The sequence below is a fragment of the Plantactinospora sp. WMMC1484 genome (assembly GCF_049315195.1).
Taxonomy (GTDB): Bacteria; Actinomycetota; Actinomycetes; order Mycobacteriales; family Micromonosporaceae; genus Plantactinospora.
This window is the reverse complement of record NZ_CP186055.1, coordinates 848,455-866,979: the sequence shown is the minus strand read 5'-3', so window position 1 is coordinate 866,979 and position 18,525 is coordinate 848,455. Positions and strand designations below refer to the sequence as shown.

13 protein-coding genes are annotated in these 18,525 nt (G+C 73.4%); 9 read left to right on the top strand and 4 right to left on the bottom strand.

Annotation, left to right across the window (positions count from 1 at the left end):
- Positions 1–133: 133 nt before the first annotated feature.
- From ACN28C_RS03820 to ACN28C_RS03795, 6 genes are all read left to right on the top strand, one after another.
- Positions 134–799, top strand: coding sequence for an adenosylcobinamide amidohydrolase (locus ACN28C_RS03820; RefSeq protein WP_422772218.1), 666 nt, complete (start codon positions 134–136; stop codon positions 797–799).
- A gap of 206 nt (positions 800–1,005) precedes the next feature.
- Positions 1,006–2,202: a CapA family protein gene (locus ACN28C_RS03815; protein WP_422772217.1), complete on the top strand. Its 1,197-nt coding sequence runs from the start codon at positions 1,006–1,008 to the stop codon at positions 2,200–2,202.
- A 163-nt stretch (positions 2,203–2,365) separates the two neighbouring features.
- The gene (gene nth, locus ACN28C_RS03810; RefSeq protein WP_422774509.1) at positions 2,366–3,184 is read left to right on the top strand and encodes an endonuclease III; all 819 of its coding nucleotides are present in this window, start codon (positions 2,366–2,368) and stop codon (positions 3,182–3,184) included.
- A 125-nt stretch (positions 3,185–3,309) separates the two neighbouring features.
- Positions 3,310–3,978, top strand: a complete 669-nt coding sequence (locus tag ACN28C_RS03805) for a TlpA family protein disulfide reductase (RefSeq protein WP_422774508.1) — start codon at positions 3,310–3,312, stop codon at positions 3,976–3,978.
- Complete coding sequence (locus ACN28C_RS03800) at positions 3,975–4,760, top strand: NUDIX hydrolase (RefSeq protein WP_422772216.1); 786 nt, start codon at positions 3,975–3,977, stop codon at positions 4,758–4,760. Before ACN28C_RS03805 ends, ACN28C_RS03800 begins: the two co-directional genes overlap by 4 nt.
- A gap of 57 nt (positions 4,761–4,817) precedes the next feature.
- Positions 4,818–5,996 carry a MarP family serine protease gene (locus ACN28C_RS03795; RefSeq protein WP_422772215.1) on the top strand — a complete coding sequence of 393 codons (1,179 nt, stop codon included), beginning with the start codon at positions 4,818–4,820 and terminating at the stop codon, positions 5,994–5,996.
- A gap of 31 nt (positions 5,997–6,027) precedes the next feature.
- Here ACN28C_RS03795 and ACN28C_RS03790 read toward each other — a convergent pair whose 3' ends face one another.
- The 3 genes from ACN28C_RS03790 to eccCa all read right to left on the bottom strand — a co-directional run bounded on the left by ACN28C_RS03790 (position 6,028) and on the right by eccCa (position 12,796).
- On the bottom strand, positions 6,028–6,849 hold the full coding sequence (locus ACN28C_RS03790; RefSeq protein WP_422772214.1) for a pentapeptide repeat-containing protein: 822 nt from the start codon (positions 6,847–6,849) through the stop codon (positions 6,028–6,030).
- Positions 6,850–7,324: 475 nt separating this feature from the next.
- Entirely contained in the window at positions 7,325–8,662 is a 1,338-nt protein-coding gene (gene mycP / locus ACN28C_RS03785) for a type VII secretion-associated serine protease mycosin (RefSeq protein WP_422772213.1), read from the bottom strand.
- A gap of 153 nt (positions 8,663–8,815) precedes the next feature.
- Positions 8,816–12,796 carry a type VII secretion protein EccCa gene (gene eccCa, locus ACN28C_RS03780; protein ID WP_422772212.1) on the bottom strand — a complete coding sequence of 1,327 codons (3,981 nt, stop codon included), beginning with the start codon at positions 12,794–12,796 and terminating at the stop codon, positions 8,816–8,818.
- Between the two features lie 252 nt (positions 12,797–13,048).
- Here eccCa and eccD point away from each other — a divergent pair, with 252 nt between their 5' ends.
- A complete protein-coding gene (gene eccD, locus ACN28C_RS03775) occupies positions 13,049–14,476 on the top strand; it encodes a type VII secretion integral membrane protein EccD (protein WP_422772211.1) in 1,428 nt (475 codons plus the stop codon).
- A 22-nt stretch (positions 14,477–14,498) separates the two neighbouring features.
- On the opposite strand, the gene ACN28C_RS03770 is transcribed toward eccD, so the two are convergent.
- Positions 14,499–15,005, bottom strand: coding sequence for an inorganic diphosphatase (locus ACN28C_RS03770; protein WP_421496564.1), 507 nt, complete (start codon positions 15,003–15,005; stop codon positions 14,499–14,501).
- A gap of 685 nt (positions 15,006–15,690) precedes the next feature.
- On the opposite strand from ACN28C_RS03770, the gene dacB reads away from it, so the two are divergent.
- Positions 15,691–17,340, top strand: coding sequence for a D-alanyl-D-alanine carboxypeptidase/D-alanyl-D-alanine endopeptidase (dacB, locus tag ACN28C_RS03765; protein ID WP_422772210.1), 1,650 nt, complete (start codon positions 15,691–15,693; stop codon positions 17,338–17,340).
- Between the two features lie 113 nt (positions 17,341–17,453).
- On the top strand, positions 17,454–18,524 hold the full coding sequence (locus ACN28C_RS03760) for a zinc-dependent metalloprotease (RefSeq protein WP_422772209.1): 1,071 nt from the start codon (positions 17,454–17,456) through the stop codon (positions 18,522–18,524).
- Position 18,525 lies beyond the last annotated feature (1 nt).

Below are 18,525 nucleotides of genomic sequence, written 5' to 3'. Positions count from 1 at the left end.
ATGGGGCGGGGGTGCGCCCGGTTTGGCCCAGGCTGTGTCCGGCCGGGCGAGTCCACCGGCGTCCGCCGGGGCGAGATCGTCGGCTCCCGGCCGGACGGGCGGGTGGGGCGGGCCCGCACCGTAGGGTCGTCCGATGCCCACGGATCCGCTGCTCACCTACCGCGTCGAGGACGGACGGGATGTCCCGCTGCTGGTCTGGCGGCTCGACCGGCCGGCGCTGGCGGTCAGCTCCGGCCCGCTCGGCGGCGGGATCGGCGTACGGCACTGGGTGGTCAACGCGACCGTACCGATGTCGTACGGACGGGACGACCCGGACGTCCACCTCGGCGAGCTGGCCGACCTGCTCGACCTGCGCGGATCCGGGGTCGGGCTGCTCACCGGCGTCGACGTCGCCGAGGTGGTGACCGCCGGCGAGGCCGGTGTCCGGGTCTGGGCCACGATCGGGCTCGGTGCCCCGATCTGGGCGGCGGCGGATCCCGCCCCCGGAGCCGGGCACGTCGACCCCTGGCCCGTCGGGACGGTCAACATCGTCGCGCTGCTGCCGGAGCGGCTGAGCGACGCCGCCCTGGTAAACGCCGTCGCCACGGTCACCGAGGCAAAGGCGCAGGCGCTGCGCGAGCTGGGGTTGCCGGCCACCGGTACCGCCACCGACTCGGTGACCCTGCTCTGCCCACCCGACGGCCACCCGGCCCCGTACGGTGGCCCACGGTCACGCTGGGGCGCCCCGCTGGCCCGCGCCGCCCACCGGGCGGTACGCGACGGCGGCGCCCGGCCCACCGTCCCCTGGTCGCACCGGTAGGCGTCCCCTGGAAACCCGGAAACTCTCGGTGACTTTCCGGACCGGGGCACCGCCACCGAGGACAACGGCAGGACGGCGGCGTTCGCGCGGCGCGACACGAAGAACACCGGGGGCGCGACGAACACCGGGGCGTGACGTTGAAGTGAGGGAACATCGGCCGGTCGGTGGTCGCCCCGCCTGCCGGATACCGGTACTGTTCCCGAGCGATGTACCCCACCGACCCGACCCCGCCGAAGCCGCGCCGGAAGTCCGGCGGAGCCGGCCGCACCGCGCTCGTGGTGACCGCCGTGCTCGCCGTGCTCCTCGGTGTGGGCGCGGTCGGGGTGGCCGCCTTCGACATGCTGGGCGACGACTCCGCGGCTCCGGAGGCGGCACCGAGCGCCAGCTGGGGCAGCGACCCCGCTCCGTCGCCCACGGGTGAGCCGGAGCCGAAGGTCATCTCCATGTCCGCGACCGGCGACATCGTGATGGGCAACGCGCCGGGGCGGTTGCCGTCCGGCGGCGGCAAGGGCTTCTTCGACTCGGTCAAGAAGGCGCTCGCCGCCGACCTGGTGATGGGCAACCTCGAGGAGCCGCTGACCGACGACACCGGCACCTCCAAGTGCGGCGCCAACTCCACCCGCTGCCATCAGTTCCGGGCGCCGCCGTCGTACGCCGCGCACCTCGCCGATGCCGGTTTCGAGCTGCTCAACCAGGCAAACAACCACGGGTACGACTTCGGCAAGGCCGGCTACGAGAACACCCAGGAGGCCCTGGAGAAGCACGACCTGGAGCACACCGGCGCGCCGAACCAGATCACGGTGGTCGACGTCGAGGGCGTCAAGGTCGCGGTGGCGGGCTTCTCGTCGTATGTCTGGTCCAACAGCCTGGTCGACATCGGCTCCGCCAGAAAGGTGATCCAGAAGGCGGCCACCATGGCCGACCTGGTCGTCGTGCAGGTGCACATGGGCGGTGAGGGCTCCGACAAGACCCGGGTCCGGCCGGGCACCGAGATGTTCCTCGGCGAGAACCGGGGCGACCCCATCAAGTTCTCGCACTCGATGATCGACGCCGGTGCCGACCTGGTCGTCGGGCACGGGCCGCACGTGATGCGGGCGCTGGAGTTCTACAAGGGGCGGCTGATCGCGTACAGCCTCGGCAACTTCGCCGGTGGCGGCGGGACGCTCAGCAACAACGGCCGGCTCGGCTGGGGTGCCGTGCTCAAGGTGTCGCTGACCGCCGAGGGCGAGTGGGCGGGCGGGCAGCTCGTCTCGACCTACATGAACGGGGCGGGCAAGCCGACGATGGACCCGCAGCGGCGGGCTGCCGGACTCGTCCGGGACCTCTGCAAGACCGACTTCCCGAAGACCGGGGCCCGGGTGGCGGCAGACGGCAAGATCTCGCCACCGGCCGCCGCGAGCTGACCGGAGGTTCGCGTCCCACCGGCGGTCGTGGCTTACCAGGAGATCCGCCGGTCCCGGGGTTCGGCGCCGCCCGGGCTCCCGGACGGTGGTGTCGGCACGGCGACGTAGGCTGGCCGGCGTGAGTGTGAGAGACGACTCGGCCGGTGCCGCCGACGTCGGAGGTGTGCCCGGTGAGGCGACCCGGGCGGTCCGGGCGGCGCGGCCGACCCGGCGTACCGTGGAATCCGATCTTGGCCGCAAGCGGCGGGCCCGGCGGATCGGCCGGGTGCTGACCGAGACACACCCCGACGCACACTGCGAGCTCAACCACCAAGGCCCGCTGCAGCTGGCCGTGGCGACGATCCTCTCGGCCCAGTGCACCGACCAGCGGGTGAACGAGGTGACCCCGAAGCTCTTCGCCCGTTACCCGACCGCTGCCGACTACGCCGGGGCGGACCGGGCCGAGCTGGAGGAGATGATCCGGCCCACCGGCTTCTTCCGGAACAAGACCAACTCCCTGATCAACCTGGGCCAGCAGCTCGTCGAGCGGTACGGCGGCGAGGTGCCGAGCCGGATGGCCGACCTGGTGAGCCTGCCCGGGATCGGCCGGAAGACCGCGAACGTCATCCTCGGCAACGCCTTCGGGCTGCCTGGGATAACCGTCGACACCCACTTCGACCGGCTGGTACACCGCTGGGAGCTGACCACCGAGACCGACCCGGTCAAGATCGAGCATGCCGTCGGGGCACTCTTCGAGCGGCGCGACTGGACGATGCTCTCGCATCGGGTGATCTTCCACGGTCGCCGGGTCTGCCACGCCCGCAAGCCCGCCTGCGGCGCCTGCACCCTGGCCAAGCTCTGCCCGGCCTACGGGACCGGCCCGACCGACCCGGCCACCGCCGCGAAACTCCTCAAGGGCCCGCGGGCCCGGGAGCTGGCAGTGCAGGCCGGGGTCGATCCCGATCTGGTGCCGGCGACCGCCGCCGTCGGCGACGTTCCGTGACACGGCTGCCGCTGCGCGGGGCGCTGTCACCGCGTGGGGTGCCGCCATGGCGCGGGGCGCTGTCACCGCGTGGGGTGCCGCCATGGCGCGGGGCGCTGTCACTGCTGCCCGGGGCGTTGCTGGCGATGGCGTTGCTCGCCGGCACCAGCGCCTGCACCGGGTCGGAGCGGGACGCGGCGCCGGCGACCGGGGCGGCGCCGGCCGGCGGGAGGGCCACGACGACGGCGTTCGCCGACTGTGGCGCCCTGGCCGCCCCGCTCACTACCTCGCCGGGCGAGCCGGGAACGCCAGCGGGGTCGGGCAGGTCAGCGGTGCCGGGGCGGTCGGCGGGGGCGGGGACCGTGCCGGAGACGTCGGCGGGGTCGGGATCGGCGCTGCCGGCGGTGAGCCTGCCCTGCTTCTCCGGGGAGCCCGAGGTCGCCGTCGGCGAGCTGCGTGGGCCTGCGGTGATCAACCTCTGGGCCTCGTGGTGCGCACCGTGCCGCCGGGAGCTTCCCGCCTTCCAGCGGCTCTCCACCCGGGCCGGCGACCGGCTCCGGGTGATCGGCGTGAACACCCGGGACAGCTGGCCCGCGGCCGAGTCGATCGGAGTGGACTTCGGGCTGGAATTTCCGAGTCTCTACGATCGCGACCAGAAGCTGCTGCGGGAGTTGGGCGGCCGCGCCGTGCTGCCGATCACCCTCTTCGTGGATGCCGACGGGCGGATCCGGCACCGGGACGAAACCGGCGCCCTCGACGACGCCGAGCTGACCGCGCTGGTCCGGCGGCACCTGGGGGTGGCGGTGCCGTCGTGACCGAGCACGAGACCCGGCACGAATCCGGGCGCGGCCTTCCGGCGTGGTGCGAGCCGCTGCTCACCCGGGTCCGGTCGGCCCGCACCGAGGACTTCACCCGGGTGCCCACCCCGGCCGACGGTGGGCGGGCCAGTGCGGTACTCGTGCTCCTCGGCGAGCAGCCCGAGCACGGGCTCGACGTCCTGATCCTGCAACGGGCCGCGACCCTGCGTACCCACGCCGGCCAGCCCGCCTTCCCGGGCGGGGCCTGCGATCCGGGCGACGCGGACGCGGCGGCGACCGCCCTGCGCGAGGCGTACGAGGAGGTGGGCCTCGACCCCGGCAGCGTCACCGTGCTGGCCCAGCTCCCCCGGCTCTGGATCCCGGTGAGCGACTTCGTCGTCACCCCGGTGCTCGCCTGGTGGCACCGCCCGCACCCGGTGCACCCCCGCGAGCCGGCCGAGGTGGCGCACGTGGCCCGGCTGCCGGTCGCCGAGCTGGTCGACCCGGCGAACCGGGTCCGGGTACGCCATCCCAGCGGCTGGATCGGCCCGGCCTTCCAAACCCGCGGCATGCTGGTCTGGGGCTTCACCGCCGGGGTGCTCGCCGCGTTGCTGGAGATGGCTGGCTGGTCGCGGCCCTGGTCGCAGGAGCGGGTGCTGGACCTGCCGCCGACGAGCCCGCCCCCGACTCCGTTGCCCCCGACTCCGTTGCCCCCGACTCCGTTGCCACCGACTCCGGCGTCCGGCACCGGGCGGCCGGCCGAGGTGGACGAGCTGGCGAGCCCGCCGTCGCCATCCTGACCGGAATCCTGCGGGCGTGCGGTCTGCGCTCCCAGGTCTCCCCCGTACCCTTAACGGGTGTCGGTGGTGGATGTCGTACTGGTCCTGCTCATGCTGCTCTTCGCGATCAGCGGTTATCGGCAGGGGTTCGTCATCGGCCTGCTCTCCTTCACCGGCTTCTTCGGCGGCGCCCTGATCGGGTTGCAGCTCGGCCCGCTCCTCGCGGAGCAGTTCTCCAGCAGCTCCACCCGGGTCGTGGTCGCACTCGTCTCGATCTTCGGTCTGGCGTTGCTCGGCCAGGCCCTCGCCGGCTGGCTCGGTTCACACCTGCGGCACGCCATCACCAGCCGGGCCGGCCGTACGGCGGACGATATCGGCGGGGCGGTCGTCTCGCTGCTCGCCGTACTCCTGGTGGCCTGGCTGGTGGCTGTCCCGCTGGCCTCCTCCTCGCTGCCCTGGCTGGCCAGCGCGGTCCGCAACAGCGCGCTGCTGACCGTGGTGGACCGGGTGCTGCCGCCCGAGGCACAGGCGCTGTCCAAGGCGTTGCGGGACACGGTCGACACTCGCGGCTTCCCGGACGTCTTCGGCGGACTGACCCCGACCCGATCCCGGGAGGTGGCCTCGCCCGATCCGGCGCTGGCCGGTTCGCAGGTCGTGGTGAACGGCCGACGCTCGGTCGTCAAGGTGCTCGGCAGGGCGCCCAGTTGCTCACGCCGGATCGAGGGCTCCGGTTTCGTCTACGCCGAGGACCGGGTGATGACCAACGCGCACGTGGTCGCCGGCACCCGAACCGTCTGGGTGGAGCTGGACGGCGACCGACGCAACGCCCGGGTCGTCGTCTACGACCCGGAGCGCGACCTGGCGGTGCTCTACGTGCCGGGCCTGGAGGCGCCGGCGATGCCGTTCGCCGCCGCCGAGGCGGATATCGAGGACGACGCCATTGTGCTCGGGTTCCCGCTGGACGGCCCCTACAACGCCCAGCCGGCCCGGATCCGGGACGTCGGGGAGATCGCCGGCCCGGACATCTACGAGTCGGGCCGGGTGAACCGGGAGATCTACACGATCCGGGGCCTGGTCCGGAGCGGAAACTCGGGCGGCCCGCTGGTGGCCCGCGACGGGCAGGTGCTCGGCGTGATCTTCGCGGCGGCGGCGGACGATCCGAACACCGGTTTCGCGGTGACCGCCGACGAGGCCCGGTCCACCGCCGAAACCGGCCTGGAGCGGACCAGGGTCACCAGCACCGGCGCGTGCACCTGAGCAGGACCGACGATCGACCACGCAGTGCCACCTACCGGGCCGGCTCGGGGGACGGCACCGTGATTCCCTCTGGCAGACGTGTGTAGTTGTCTGTCTCCATGCCGGTCAGGTCCGCGTCGGTCAGGTCCGCGTGGCGCAGGTCCGCGCTGCGCAGGTTCGCGTCGCTCAGGACCGCGCCGGTCAGGTTCGCGCTGTGCAGGTTCGAGCCGTGCAGCTCCGCGCCGGTCAGGTTCGCGTCGGTCAGGTCCGCGCCGCGCAGGTACACGCCGCCCAGATTCGCGCCGCCCAGGTACGCGTCGGTCAGGTCCGCGCCGGTGAGGTACGCGCCGCGCAGGTCCGCGCCGTCCAGGTTCGCGTCGGTCAGGTTCGCGTCGGTGAGGTACGCGCCGCGCAGGTCCGCGCCGGTCAGGTCCGCGCCGGTCAGGTCCGCACCCGGGATGTGGACGCCGTCGAGCCCGAGCAACGTGCGGCTCAGGTCCAGACGCGCATTCTCGACGTCGGGTGCGGGACGCCGGGCCAGGACGGTCACCGCCGCACGGACATCGGGCGGAGATGGGGGGACCGTGAGCGGCATCCGATCGGGCCGGGGCGAGGCGGTGCGTACGAACGCGCACAGCACTTCGATCACGGTGGGTTCGTCAGGCGGGGAGTCACGCATCAGTCGCTCCAAGGCGTAGATGCCACCCAGCCGAATCGAGAGCTTGTCATCTCCCGCCTGCCCGAGCTGGTCGATGGCTCGACTGAACCGCTCAGTGACCTGACCGCGTTCGAGCAGGCGTACCTGCTCTCGGGTGGCGTCGGTCGCCTCGGCGGTGTAATCGAGCGATCGGGCGGTGAACAGCAGCGCGGCCACTGCGGCGACCGCTGTGAGACCCTGAAACACGGTGTGCACGACCTCGCGCGTCGCAGCCCAGGTGCCGGGGTGGCCACCCGTGGCCGTGGGGTGGGGACGAAGGCGACGACGGCTGTCAGCGCCCCCGGCCCGCGAGCGACGGTGGGAGGCGGGGGGCCCGACCCAAGGGATCGGACGGCCAAGGCGCCAGCCGGCATAGGCAGCGGCCAGACGATCACGAAGGGTCGGCATGACGTCTATTGGAGCGTGCCGACGCTACCGGCTCAACGCGGGCAGGGCTCTGGGCCGCCAGCAGGGCATGCGGCGGGATAGGCCGGGCCGGCAGACCCGGCGGCCGGGTTCGGGTGCTCTGCTGTGTCAGAGTTCGGGTGCTCTGCTGTGTCAGAGGCGGTCGCGTGTGTCAGAGGCGGTCGCGTGTGTCAGAGGCGGTCGCGTGTGTCAGAGGCGGTCGCGTGTGTCAGAGCGGTCGCGTGTGTCAGAGGCGGTCGCGGCGGAGCCGGCGGCGGAGGAGCGTCACCGCCGCGGCGACGGCGAGGATGAGAAGAAGGCCCCCGCCGCCCCAGAGCCCGGAGAGCGGGTGCACGACCTGGTTGCCCGCCGGCTCGGCGTCCCAGTCGGCCGAGCTGCCGGATGCCGCCGTGCCGACCCCCTCAGGTTGCTCGGCGGCGGGCGGAGTCGTCGGTTCCTGGCCGGGGGCGGAGCCGAATCCGGCCACGCCGGGCGGTGCCCCACCGTCGTCCAGCGGATTGGACCGAACGCTGGAGACCTCGCCGTTCAGTGCGGCGACCGGGTCGACGACACCGAAGCCGAACCGGTCGTCCCGGCCGGACGGCCCGACGTCCCGGGCGGTGTTGATCAGCCGGTTGACCACGTCACCGGCGGACATCTTCGGCCAGTGTGACCTGACCAGCGCCGCCGCCGCAGCCACCAGCGGAGCGGCGAAGCTGGTGCCCTGCACCCGCCAGATCCCGCCCGGCCGCGCGCCGGTGATATTGGTGGCCGGCGCGGTGAGGACGGTCTCCGGCCCGGTGATCGAGCCCGACCAGAGGGCGTCGCTCTCCCGTTCCAGGCCGGCCACCGCCACCACGCCGGGCTCGCGGGCCGGGTACCAGACCCGCTTGCCGGAGGAGGACCCGAGGTTGCCGGTGCAGGCGACGACGACCACGTCGCGGGCGAAGGCGTAGTCGAGGGCGGCGGCAAGGGCCGGGCTGTCGCCGGTGCCGCCGAGTGAGAGGTTCACGACCTGCGCGCCGTTGTCGACCGCCCAGCGGACGCCCTTCGCCACGATCAGGGCGTCGTCGTAGCGGTTCTCCTCGTCGAGCACCCGGACCGGCAGGATCTTGGCCTTGGGAGCCAGCCCGGCCACCCCCCGGCTGTCGTCGTTGCGTCCCGCGATCAGCGCGGCGACGGTGGTGCCGTGGCCGACCGGGTCGGTCTGCCCGTTGCCGGTCTCGTCCACCAGGTCGATGCCGGACAGCACCTGCCCGGCGAGGTCGGGGTGCGAGGCGTCGACGCCGGAGTCGATCACCGCCACGGTGACGTCCTTGCCGGTGGCGACCTTCCAGGCGGCCTTGGCGTCGAGCTCCGTCAGTTGCCACTGCTCGTCCCGGACCGGGTCGGCCAGCACGGGCAGGCCTGCCGGCGACGCCGGCACGGCGGCGTGCGGTGGCACGGCGGCGTGCGGTGGCACGGCGGCAGCCGCCGGCGCGGTGGGTGGACCGGCCAGCGATCCGGCGATCCCGGCCGTGGCGAGTAAGGCCGCTCCGGCGACCCGGGCGACAGCACGTCTGTGTTGATGCGGCAGCCTGGTCACAGTGTGGTCATTTCACCCCTGGGGACACATGATGCACGGAGGTTACCCCGTTTCACCCCCGTCGGGTGGCGAAACTTTGCAACCGATCCGAGATCGGCTGTCCATCGCCCCGAGACCGGCATGGTTGACGCCGTTCTCCGAACCCTGCTCGGGTCAGGTCGACGGGAGGTAGGCGAGCTGCACCAGTCGGACGCCCTCCTTCCGGGTCACCAGCCGGCCACGGCCGGGCGGCATCGGGCCGGGGCGCACCGAGCCGATCAGCGCACCCTCGTCCTTGCTGCCGGACATCACCAGGCCGGGCGAGGAGAGTTCTCGGAGGCGCTGGATGATCGGCTCGTAGAGCGACCGGGAGGCGCCGCCGGAGCGGCGGGTCAGCACCACGTGCAGGCCGACGTCCCGGGCCTGGGGCAGGTATTCGACAAGCGGCAGCAGCGGGTTGTTCGGGCCGGTCGCCACCAGGTCGTAGTCGTCGACCAGGACGAAGAGCTCGGGCCCGGTCCACCAGGAGCGCTCCCGCAACTGCTGTGGGGTGACGTCCGGCCCCGGCAGCCGCCGCTGCATGTAGCCGGCGACCGACTCGATCAGCTCGCTTGTCGCCTGGGCGGCGGTGCCGTACCCGATCAGGTGGTCGGACTGGATCACACCCAGCAGGCTGCGCCGGAAGTCGACCAGGATGATCCGGGCCTGTTCCGGGGTGTAGCGGGTGGTGATCGAGGTGGCCAGCGCGCGGAGGAAGGACGACTTGCCGCACTCGGCGTCGCCGAAGAGCAGGAAGTGCGGCTCCGAGGCGAAGTCGACCGACACCTGCTGGAGATCCGCCTCGGCGATACCGATCGGCAGCCGCAGGCCGGGCGCACCGGCGACGTCCAGATCGGCGTAGGGCAGCACCGGCGGCAGCAGCCGGACCCGGGGGGCCGGTGCGCCGCTCCAGTTGCCCGCCACCGCCTTGACCAGCGCCTGCGTCTGCCCGCCGCTCAGGCTGGAGAGTTCCGGCAGGACGGTGAGGAAGTGCAGGCTCTCGGCGGTGATGCCACGACCCGGCGACTTCTCCGGCACGTTCGCCGCCGCCTTGCGGGAGACGATCGAGTCGGTCGGGTCACCGAGCCGCAGCTCCAGCCGGGAGCCGAAGAGGTCGCGGATCGCCGGGCGGAAGTCCATCCAGCGGGGGGCGGCGGCGACCACGTGCACGCCGTACGAGAGGCCCCGGGTGGCGATGTCGGTGACCAGGGGTTCGAGGTCGTCGTACTCGCCGCGCAGCGTGGGCCAGCCGTCGACGACCAGGAACACGTCACCGAACGGGTCCGCGCCGACGCCGACGCCGCCGGACGCGGCGCGCCGTTTCCGGTACGCCGCCATCGACTCCACGCCCAACTCGGCGAAGCGCTGCTCCCGCTCGTTGAGCAGGGTGGAGATCTCGCCGACGGTACGCCGCACCGCCGCCGCCTCGCTCCGCCCGGCGACGCCGCCGACGTGCGGCAGGTCGCGGAGCGTGCCGAGCGAGCCGCCACCGAAGTCGAGGCAGTAGACCTGCACCTCGGCCGGGGTGTGGGTGAGGGCCAGCGCGCAGATCAGCGTACGCAGCAGGCTGGACTTGCCGGACTGCGGACCACCGGCCACCGCCACATGCCCGGCGCCGCCCTCCAGGCTGAGCCAGAGCAGGTCGCGGCGCTGCTCGAAGGGCTTGTCGATCATCGCCACCGGCACCTGGAGCGCGCCGTGCAGCTCCGGGTTGCCGAAGGTGAGCCCCCGGTTCGGATCGGTGATCACCGGTCCGAGGATCTCGTCCAGAGCCGGCGCCTGGGACAGCGGCGGAAGCCAGACCTGGTGGGCCGGCGGGCCCTGGCCGACCAGCCGGGAGACCATCACGTCGAGCAGGCTCTGCGCGGTCGGGTCCTCCGGCTCCGGCTTCGGGGCGGCCGGCACGGTCGGCTTGGGGACCGGCACGTGGTGCGTCGAGTAGGAGAGCAGCCGGGGACCGGTGTAGCCCTGTGCGCCCGGCCCGCTCCCGGTCGCCTTCTGGTAGGGGCCGGAGACGTACGCGGCCTTGAACCGGACCAGCGGCTCGGTGCCGAACTTCAGGTAGCCGTGCCCCGGCGCCCGGGGCAGTTCGTACGCGTCCGGCACCCCGAGCACCGCCCGGGACTCCAGGGCCGAGAAGGTCCGCAGGCCGATCCGGTACGACAGGTGCGTGTCCAGCCCGCGCAGCCGCCCCTCCTCCAGGCGCTGCGAGGCGAGCAGCAGGTGCACCCCGAGTGACCGGCCCAACCGGCCGATCTGGACGAAGAGGTCGATGAAGTCCGGCTTGGCGCTGAGCAGCTCGGAGAACTCGTCACAGATGATCAGCAGTGACGGCAGCGGCGCCAGGGCCGCCCCGCCGGAGCGGGCCTTGTCGTAGTCCTTCAGGTTGGCGTAGTTGCCGGCCTTGCGGAGCAGCTCCTGCCGGCGGATCATCTCGCCGTTGATCGCGTCCACCATCCGGTCGACAAGCGGCAGCTCGTCGGCGAGGTTGGTGATCACGGCGGCGGTGTGCGGCAGCCGGTCCAGCGAGGCGAAGGTCGCGCCACCCTTGAAGTCGACGAGGACGAAGTTGAGCGACTCGGAGGAGTGCGTCGCCGCCAACCCGAGCACCAGCGTACGCAGCAGTTCGGACTTGCCGGAACCGGTGGCGCCGATCAACAGGCCATGTGGACCCATACCGTCCTGTGCGGACTCCTTGAGGTCGAGGTCGACCACGCCGCCGTCGGCGCCCACCCCGATCGGCACCCGCAGCTTGTCCCGGTTGGGTCGGGGCGCCCAGCCCTGCACCGTGGTGAAATTCTCCGGGTCGCCGACGCCGAGCAGCTCGCCGAGGGTCATCTCCTTGACCAGCGGGGCGTCCGTGGAGCCCTTCTGGGCCGCGGCCAGCCGCAGCGGCGCGAGCCGGCGGGCCACCGCCTCGGCCTCCTCGACGCTGAGTCGGTCCGCCCGGCCGACCTCGGCCTCGCCCTCCATCGAGTAGGTGTTGAGCCGGCCGCCGTCGGTCTCCAGCACCAGCATGGCCCGGTCCAGCAGCCGGGGCGGCGGGCTGTCCAGGTCGATGATGGTCACCGCGTCGATTCCACTGTCCCCGGCCAGGTAGCCGGCGCCGTTGAGGTCGCCGCCGTCGAGCACGATCACCACGTGCGGGCCGTCGGTCGCCGGGCCGGAGAGGCTGAACCGGGACCGGTTGCCGACCACGTCGTCGATGAGCTTCTCCAGCTCCACGGCGGAGCTGGCCACCAGCCGCACCGGGCCGAGCGCGTCGACGGCGGTCGGGTGGTGGGCGTGCGGCAGCCACTTGGCCCACTCCCACCGGGCCCGGCGTTCCGGGCCGGCGCAGATCGCGATCAGCAACTCCTCCGGGGCGTGGAAGACGGAGAGCTGGGTGAGGACCGCGCGGGCCAGCGCCTGCGGCTCGCCGCCGGCCGGCTCGCGGGACTGGTCGCGCTGGCCGGGCGCGTTGCGCACGAAGACCCGGGCGAAGCCGCGCATGGAGAGCGCCACCGGCAGGTCCGGCACCACCGAGTAGGCGTCGAGGAACCGGCGCAGCGCACCGGCGGTCATCGGCTCCAGGTCCTCCAGCGGCCGGGTCACCGGCGGGATCAGCGGGGTGGCCAGGGTCTGCGGACCGACCGCGACCCGGACGACCCCGAAGTCGCCGTCGGTCGGGCGCCGCTCCCAGACCCGGTAGCTGCCCACAGTGGACCAGAGTTGGGCCGGGTCGGGATGCCGGTAGAAGAGCCCGGCCCGCTGCCTGGCGGCGGTCTCCCGGACTCGGCGGCGCAGGGTGGCCAGGTGCCGCAGGTATTCCCGGCGGGCCTGCATCATCTCCGACTTCTTCGGCGAACCGGAGGCGCTGCCCCAGGAGGAGGCCACCATGGCCAGCGAGGAGACGCCGAACATCGCGCCGATGACGTACGAGTAGGCGCCGCCGCCCCGGCCGAACATCATCGCCATCGCGACGGAGCCGCCGAGCATCGGCAGCACCATCATCATCTGCTGCCACTTGCCGCCGGCCGCCTGCGGGATCTCCGGCGGTGCCTCGACGGCGAGTTCGCCGGTCGGGATCTCCGGTGCCGGCCGGCGCGGCGGGCGCTTGATGACGACGGTGCTCACCGCTCGCCTCCGCCCGGCCTGCCGGCACCGCCGGTGCGCTGACCGGCGGCACCGCCGCGGCGCTGGCTAGCCGTGTCCATGTGAGCCTCCCCTAAGGCCGCAGGCGATGGAGCGGTTGTCCGGTGCCGGCGGGCCACTCGACGCGGCAGCGTCGCACATGTCCTCGTGCGCGGTCGGACGAGCCTGACCCATCCTAGGTAAAGTGCGGTCGTCCGCGCAGCCATGGGCTGCCGCCTCGATGGAGGACTGTCGATGAGTACGGGGCTCGCCCGCGTCACGATCAGCGCGCCGCAACGACGGGTGGACGTCGCGCTGCCCGAACACCTGCCGCTGGCCGAACTCCTGCCCGAGGTGCTCCGGCATGCCGGCGAAGGGTTGGCGGACGACGGCGAGAAGCATGGCGGGTGGCTGCTGCGTCGCACCGACGGCGAGCCGCTCGTCGGCGGCAAGGCGCTGCTGCCGCAGGGGGTACGCGACGGCGACGTGCTGCACCTGGTGCCGGCACGGGCACAGTGGCCGGAGTTGGAGTACGACGACGTCGTCGAGGCGATCGCCGACGGGGCCCGGCGCCGGGGCAGCGCGTGGTCGGGACGGCACACCCGGATCGGCACCCTGAACGCCGCCGGCGGCGTGCTCGTGGTCTGCCTTTTCGCGGTGGTCGCCGGTGGCACGGCCTGGGAACTGGGCAGCCTCGTCGCGATCGGTGCCGCCGTGCTCCTCTCGCTTGGTGCGGTGGTGGGCTCCCGGGCGTACGGGGACGCCACGGCCGGCGCCGCCCTCGGCGGGTACGCGCTGCCCTTCGCCTTCTTCGGTGGCGCCCTGCTGGTGGCCTCCGGCGACCCGGTCGGCGTGCTCGGACCCTTTCGCTGGCTCGGTGCGCCCGAGGCGCTGGCCGGATCGGTCGCGCTGATGCTCGTCGCGGTGCTGGGGATGGTGGGGGTCGCCGCGGGGCTGCGGGTCTTCGCCGCCGGCATCTCGGTCGGCCTGCTCGGCGCGGTGACGGCGCTGCTCGGTTTCCTGCTGTCGGCGGCCGGCTCCGCCGCGATCCTGATGGCCGTGCTCGTCTGCGCGATCGGGATGCTGCCGCTGCTGGCGATCCGCTTCGGCAAGCTGCCGATGCCGCCGATCACCCTGCCCACCGGCGCCGAGGCGGCGGAGGGCTTCACCGCGGCCAGCCCGGTGGCCAGCGGCGTCCGGGAGCGGCCGGATCGGGGCCGGGTCTTCGCCGCCGTCGCCCGGACCGAGGAGATGCTCACCGGGATGCTGGTCGGGCACGCCGTCCTCGCCGTGGCGGCGGCGCTGGTGCTGGTGGTGGCGGGCGGGTTCTCCGGCCGGCTGATGGTGGCGGTCTCCGCCGCCGCCCTGCTGCTGCGCTCCCGGCTCTTCGTCACGGTCCGGCAGCGGGTCCCGCTGATGGTCGCCGGGATCGGTTGCGCGGTGGTGCTCGGCACCGCCTGGCTGTTCCGGATGCAGGAGACCGGCCTGCTGCTGGTCACCGTCGGCGGCCTGGTGCTCGCCCTGGTGGTGATCGGGGCCGGCGCGACGTACTCGAAGCGGGAGCCGGGGCCGTACCTCGGTCGGACCGCCGACATCCTCGACACTCTGCTGGTGGTCGCGGTGGTGCCGGTGGCCTGTGCGGTGCTCGGCCTCTATGCCGAGGCCCGGGGCCTGCTCGGCTGAACCGGGGCCCCGGCCAGGCGGATCAGTGCGGGTCCTCGCCCCGCGCCACCGCGTCCTGGTGACGGCGGAAGGAGGTGCGGATCTCCGCCTCGGCCTCGGTACGGCCGACCCAGGTGGCGCCCTCGACCGATTTGCCCGGTTCGAGGTCCTTGTAGACCTCGAAGAAGTGCTGGATCTCCAGCCGGTCGAACTCGCCCAGGTGGTGGATGTCCCGGAGGTGCTCCTGGCGCGGGTCCTCGTACGGCACGCAGAGGACCTTGTCGTCGCCGCCCTTCTCGTCCGTCATCCGGAACATGCCGATCGTCCGGCACCGGATGAGGCAACCTGGAAACGTGGGTTCGGGGACCAGGACCAGAGCGTCGAGCGGATCGCCGTCCTCACCCAGCGTGCCTTCGATGAAACCGTAGTCCGCCGGGTACTGGGTCGAGGTGAAGAGTGTGCGGTCCAGTCGGATCCGTCCGGTCGCGTGGTCAACCTCGTACTTGTTGCGGTGACCCTTGGGAATCTCGACCGTGACGTCGAAGTCCATCTCGCACGCTCCCTCGTTTGCCGGCGCTGGCCAACGGAACCACAACGGTCGGCACCGGCGCGGGCGATCTGGCGATTCACTGGCTGCGCCGATCCCCGTGCGGTGTTCGGACCAAAGTAGTGTCGCCTAGGCAGAATTCGACGGGGAGGAGGGGCCGGTGGGGAGTGAAGATTCACACTCGGGCCTGACGGGGGAGAACCCGCCGGAGCACCCGGCGCAGGGCCGCGTGGTGGTACCGGGCGCCAGCGGCCCGCCGTCGGGCGGACCCGCGTCGCAGGCTGGACCCGCGTCGCAGGCTGGACCCGCGTCGGCGCGGGGCCGGGCCGTCGTACCGTCGTCCCCCGGAAACGGGGCGGTCCCGCCTCCGGGCGCCGCGAACCTCCCGCCCGCTCCGCCCGCCCGGCCGGGTCCGGTGCCGACCGGCGCACCTGGCTGGTCGGGGCAGACCCTACCCCTACCGGTGTGGCCGGAAAGGCTCGACCTCGGTCGAGCGAGCCCGCCGCAACCCTCAGCGGCCCCGCCGATCCGGTCGGACCGGCCCGCGCCGCCGGCCTGGCCCGGCCGATCGGCCGCCGGCACCCCGGCCGGGCAGATGCCGCCGGGTATGCCGGCCGGTCAGATGCCGCCGGGTATGCCGGCCGGTCAGATGCCGCCGGGTACGCCGGTCGGTCAGGCGCCGCCGGGTATGCCCGGCGGGGAGGTCGCAACGGGTGCGCCCGGCGGGCGGGTGCCGGCGAGGACGCCGGCGTCCGGCAGCGCCCCGGTGCCCCCTGCCGGGGCGGCCTCGGTGCCCCCTGCCGCACCGGCGTCGCCGGGCGGCGGTGCCGGTGCGCTGGCGCCCGGAGGCGTACCAGCGCCGGCGCGCCGCCGTCGGGGCAGGTTGGTCGGCGCCCTCGCCACCGTCCTCGTCCTCGCGCTGGCGATCGCCGGGGTGGCCGTGCTCCGCCCCGGACCCGTGGACGAGTGGCTCGGCGGGGGCGGCCCGGCCACCTCCGGCCCACAGGTCGATCCGACCGAACCGCCGCCGCCACCCGTACTGACCGCCGCCGGGGCGAGCGCTCCGGCACCGACCCCGGAGGGTGTACGGGCCGCGCTGGGCCCGCTGCTCACCTCCTCCGTGCTCGGCAACGAGGTGAACATCTCCGTGGTCGACGCGGTCACCGGGGAGGCGCTCTACCAGAACGGCCAGGACACCCCGACCGTCCCGGCGTCGACGACGAAACTGGTCACCGCGGCGGCCGTACTCGCGGCGCACGGACCGGCGTACCGGATCAGCACCCGGGCGGTGGCCGGCGCGAACCCGGGCGAAGTGGTGCTCATCGGTGCCGGTGACCCGACGCTGGCGGTGAACGCCACCGGCTGGTACCCGGGGGCGGGGCGACTCGACCGGCTCGCCGCCCAGGTGAAGAAGGCGCTCGGCGGCACCGCGCCGACAAAGGTGGTCATCGACGGCAGCCTCTACTCCGGCCCGGTCCTCGAACCCGCCTGGGACTCGGACATCCCCACCGGCGGGTACGGCGCGGTGATCACCGCCCTGATGACCGACGGCGCCCGGCAGGACCCGCGGGACCAGGGCCGGGGGCAGGCACGCCACGCCAAGCCGGACGAGGCGGCCGGGCGTGCCTTCGCCAAGCTGCTCGGGCTGCCGGTCTCGGCGGTGGTGACCGGCACGGCGCCGGCCGCCGCCGGGACCGCGCCGTCCGCGACGGCCAGCCCCGCTCCCGGTACGCCGAGTCCCGGTCCGCAGAGTCCCGGCACCGAGCTTGGCCGGGTCCAGTCGCCGCCGATCATCCGGCTGGTCGAGTTCATGCTGCGGGAGAGCGACAACGTGGTGGCCGAGGCGCTGGCCCGGCAGGTCGCGCTGGCCCGGGAGAAGCCGGCCTCGTTCGTCGGCGCGGCCGAGGCGGTGGACGAGATGGTCGGCGAGCTGGGCCTGCCGGCGGCGGAGAGCGCGCTCGCCGACGGCAGCGGCCTGTCCCGTGCCAACCGGGTCACCCCGAGCCTGCTGACCGACCTGCTCGCGATGGCGGCCAAGGGCGACCGGCCGGAGTTGGCGGATCTCTTCCCCGGACTGCCGGTGGCGGCCTGGTCGGGGACGCTCAGTGACCGGTTCGACCGCTCCGGGGAGAAGCCGACCAGGCCCGGGGCCGGCGTGGTACGCGCCAAGACCGGCACGCTGAGCGGAGTACACGCGATCTCCGGCGTGGTGACCACCGTCGACGGCCGGTTGCTGGCGTTCGCCGTGCTCGCCAACAAGGTGCCGGTGGGGCAGGACGTGGCCCAACCGGAGCTGGACCGGATCGCCACCACCCTGGCCCGGTGCGGCTGCCGCTGAGCTCCGACTGCCGCGCACGTGTTAGGAGGGGGCCCTTCTTCTACAGAAAGCGATAAGCGGGGGCCCTTCCTTTCACCCGCGTAGCGGTGTGAGGGCGCGGGTACGGTGGGAGCATGGCGCAGTTCGTGGACTGGGATCTGGCCGCCGCCACCGCTGGGGCGTTGGGCAAGGCGGGACCGCGCGTCTCGTACGACGAGGCGACCGCGGTGGTGGCCGAACTGCGTCGGCTGACCGACGAGGCCGCCGGGCACGTGCTGGCGTACACGGGGCTGCGCTCGCAGGTCGCCCACCCGCCGGTGCGGGTGGTGGACCGGCGTGACTGGGCGGCGACCAACATCGCCGGGCTGCGCGAGGTGATCACACCGCTGATCAATCGCCTCTCCGGCGACAGGCCACCGGGGGTCATCACCGACACGATCGGCTCCCGGCTGACCGGGGTGCAGGCCGGCACGGTCCTCGCCTACCTCTCCGGCCGGGTCCTCGGCCAGTACGAGGTCTTCTCCGCCGACCCCGGGCAACTGCTGCTGGTCGCCCCGAACATCGTCGACGTGGAGCGGAAGCTGCAGGCCGAGCCGAGGGACTTCCGGCTCTGGGTCTGCCTGCACGAGGTGACCCACCGCACGCAGTTCACCGCCGTGCCGTGGATGCGCGGGCACTTCCTCGGCGAGGTGCAGGCGTTCGTCGACGCCTCCCAGGCGGGCGGGGACAACTTCCTCGACCGGGTGCGCCGGGGGGTCGGCACCCTCTCCGACTCGATCCGCAACCCGGAGAGCCGGGCCAGCGTGCTGGACATCGTGCAGACGCCCGGCCAGCGGGCCGTGCTCGACCGGCTGACCGCGCTGATGACCCTGCTGGAGGGGCACGCGGAGTTCGTGATGGACGGCGTCGGGCCGGAGGTCATCCCCAGCGTCGAGTCGATCCGGGCCAAGTTCAACCGCCGCCGCGAGTCGGGCAACCCGCTGGAGAGGGCGATCCGCAAGCTGCTCGGCGTCGACGTCAAGATGCGCCAGTACGCCGAGGGTCGCAAGTTCGTGCACGGCGTGGTGGACCGGGTCGGCATGGAGGGCTTCAACAAGATCTTCAGCTCTCCGCTGACCCTGCCCCGGCTGGAGGAACTCTCCGACCCGGACGCCTGGGTGGCCCGGGTGCACGGTCCGGTCGGCCCGGTCGCCGCCACCGGCTGAG

Bases quoted from the DNA above. Each gene is read 5' to 3' on its own strand.
- ACN28C_RS03820 (WP_422772218.1), top strand. From the start codon at position 134: ATGCCCACGGATCCGCTGCTCACCTACCGCGTCGAGGACGGACGGGAT.
- ACN28C_RS03815 (WP_422772217.1), top strand. From the start codon at position 1,006: ATGTACCCCACCGACCCGACCCCGCCGAAGCCGCGCCGGAAGTCCGGC.
- ACN28C_RS03805 (WP_422774508.1), top strand. From the start codon at position 3,310: ATGGCGTTGCTCGCCGGCACCAGCGCCTGCACCGGGTCGGAGCGGGAC.
- eccD (WP_422772211.1), top strand. From the start codon at position 13,049: ATGAGTACGGGGCTCGCCCGCGTCACGATCAGCGCGCCGCAACGACGG.
- ACN28C_RS03770 (WP_421496564.1), bottom strand. From the start codon at position 15,005: ATGGACTTCGACGTCACGGTCGAGATTCCCAAGGGTCACCGCAACAAG.
- dacB (WP_422772210.1), top strand. From the start codon at position 15,691: ATGCCCGGCGGGGAGGTCGCAACGGGTGCGCCCGGCGGGCGGGTGCCG.
- ACN28C_RS03760 (WP_422772209.1), top strand. From the start codon at position 17,454: ATGGCGCAGTTCGTGGACTGGGATCTGGCCGCCGCCACCGCTGGGGCG.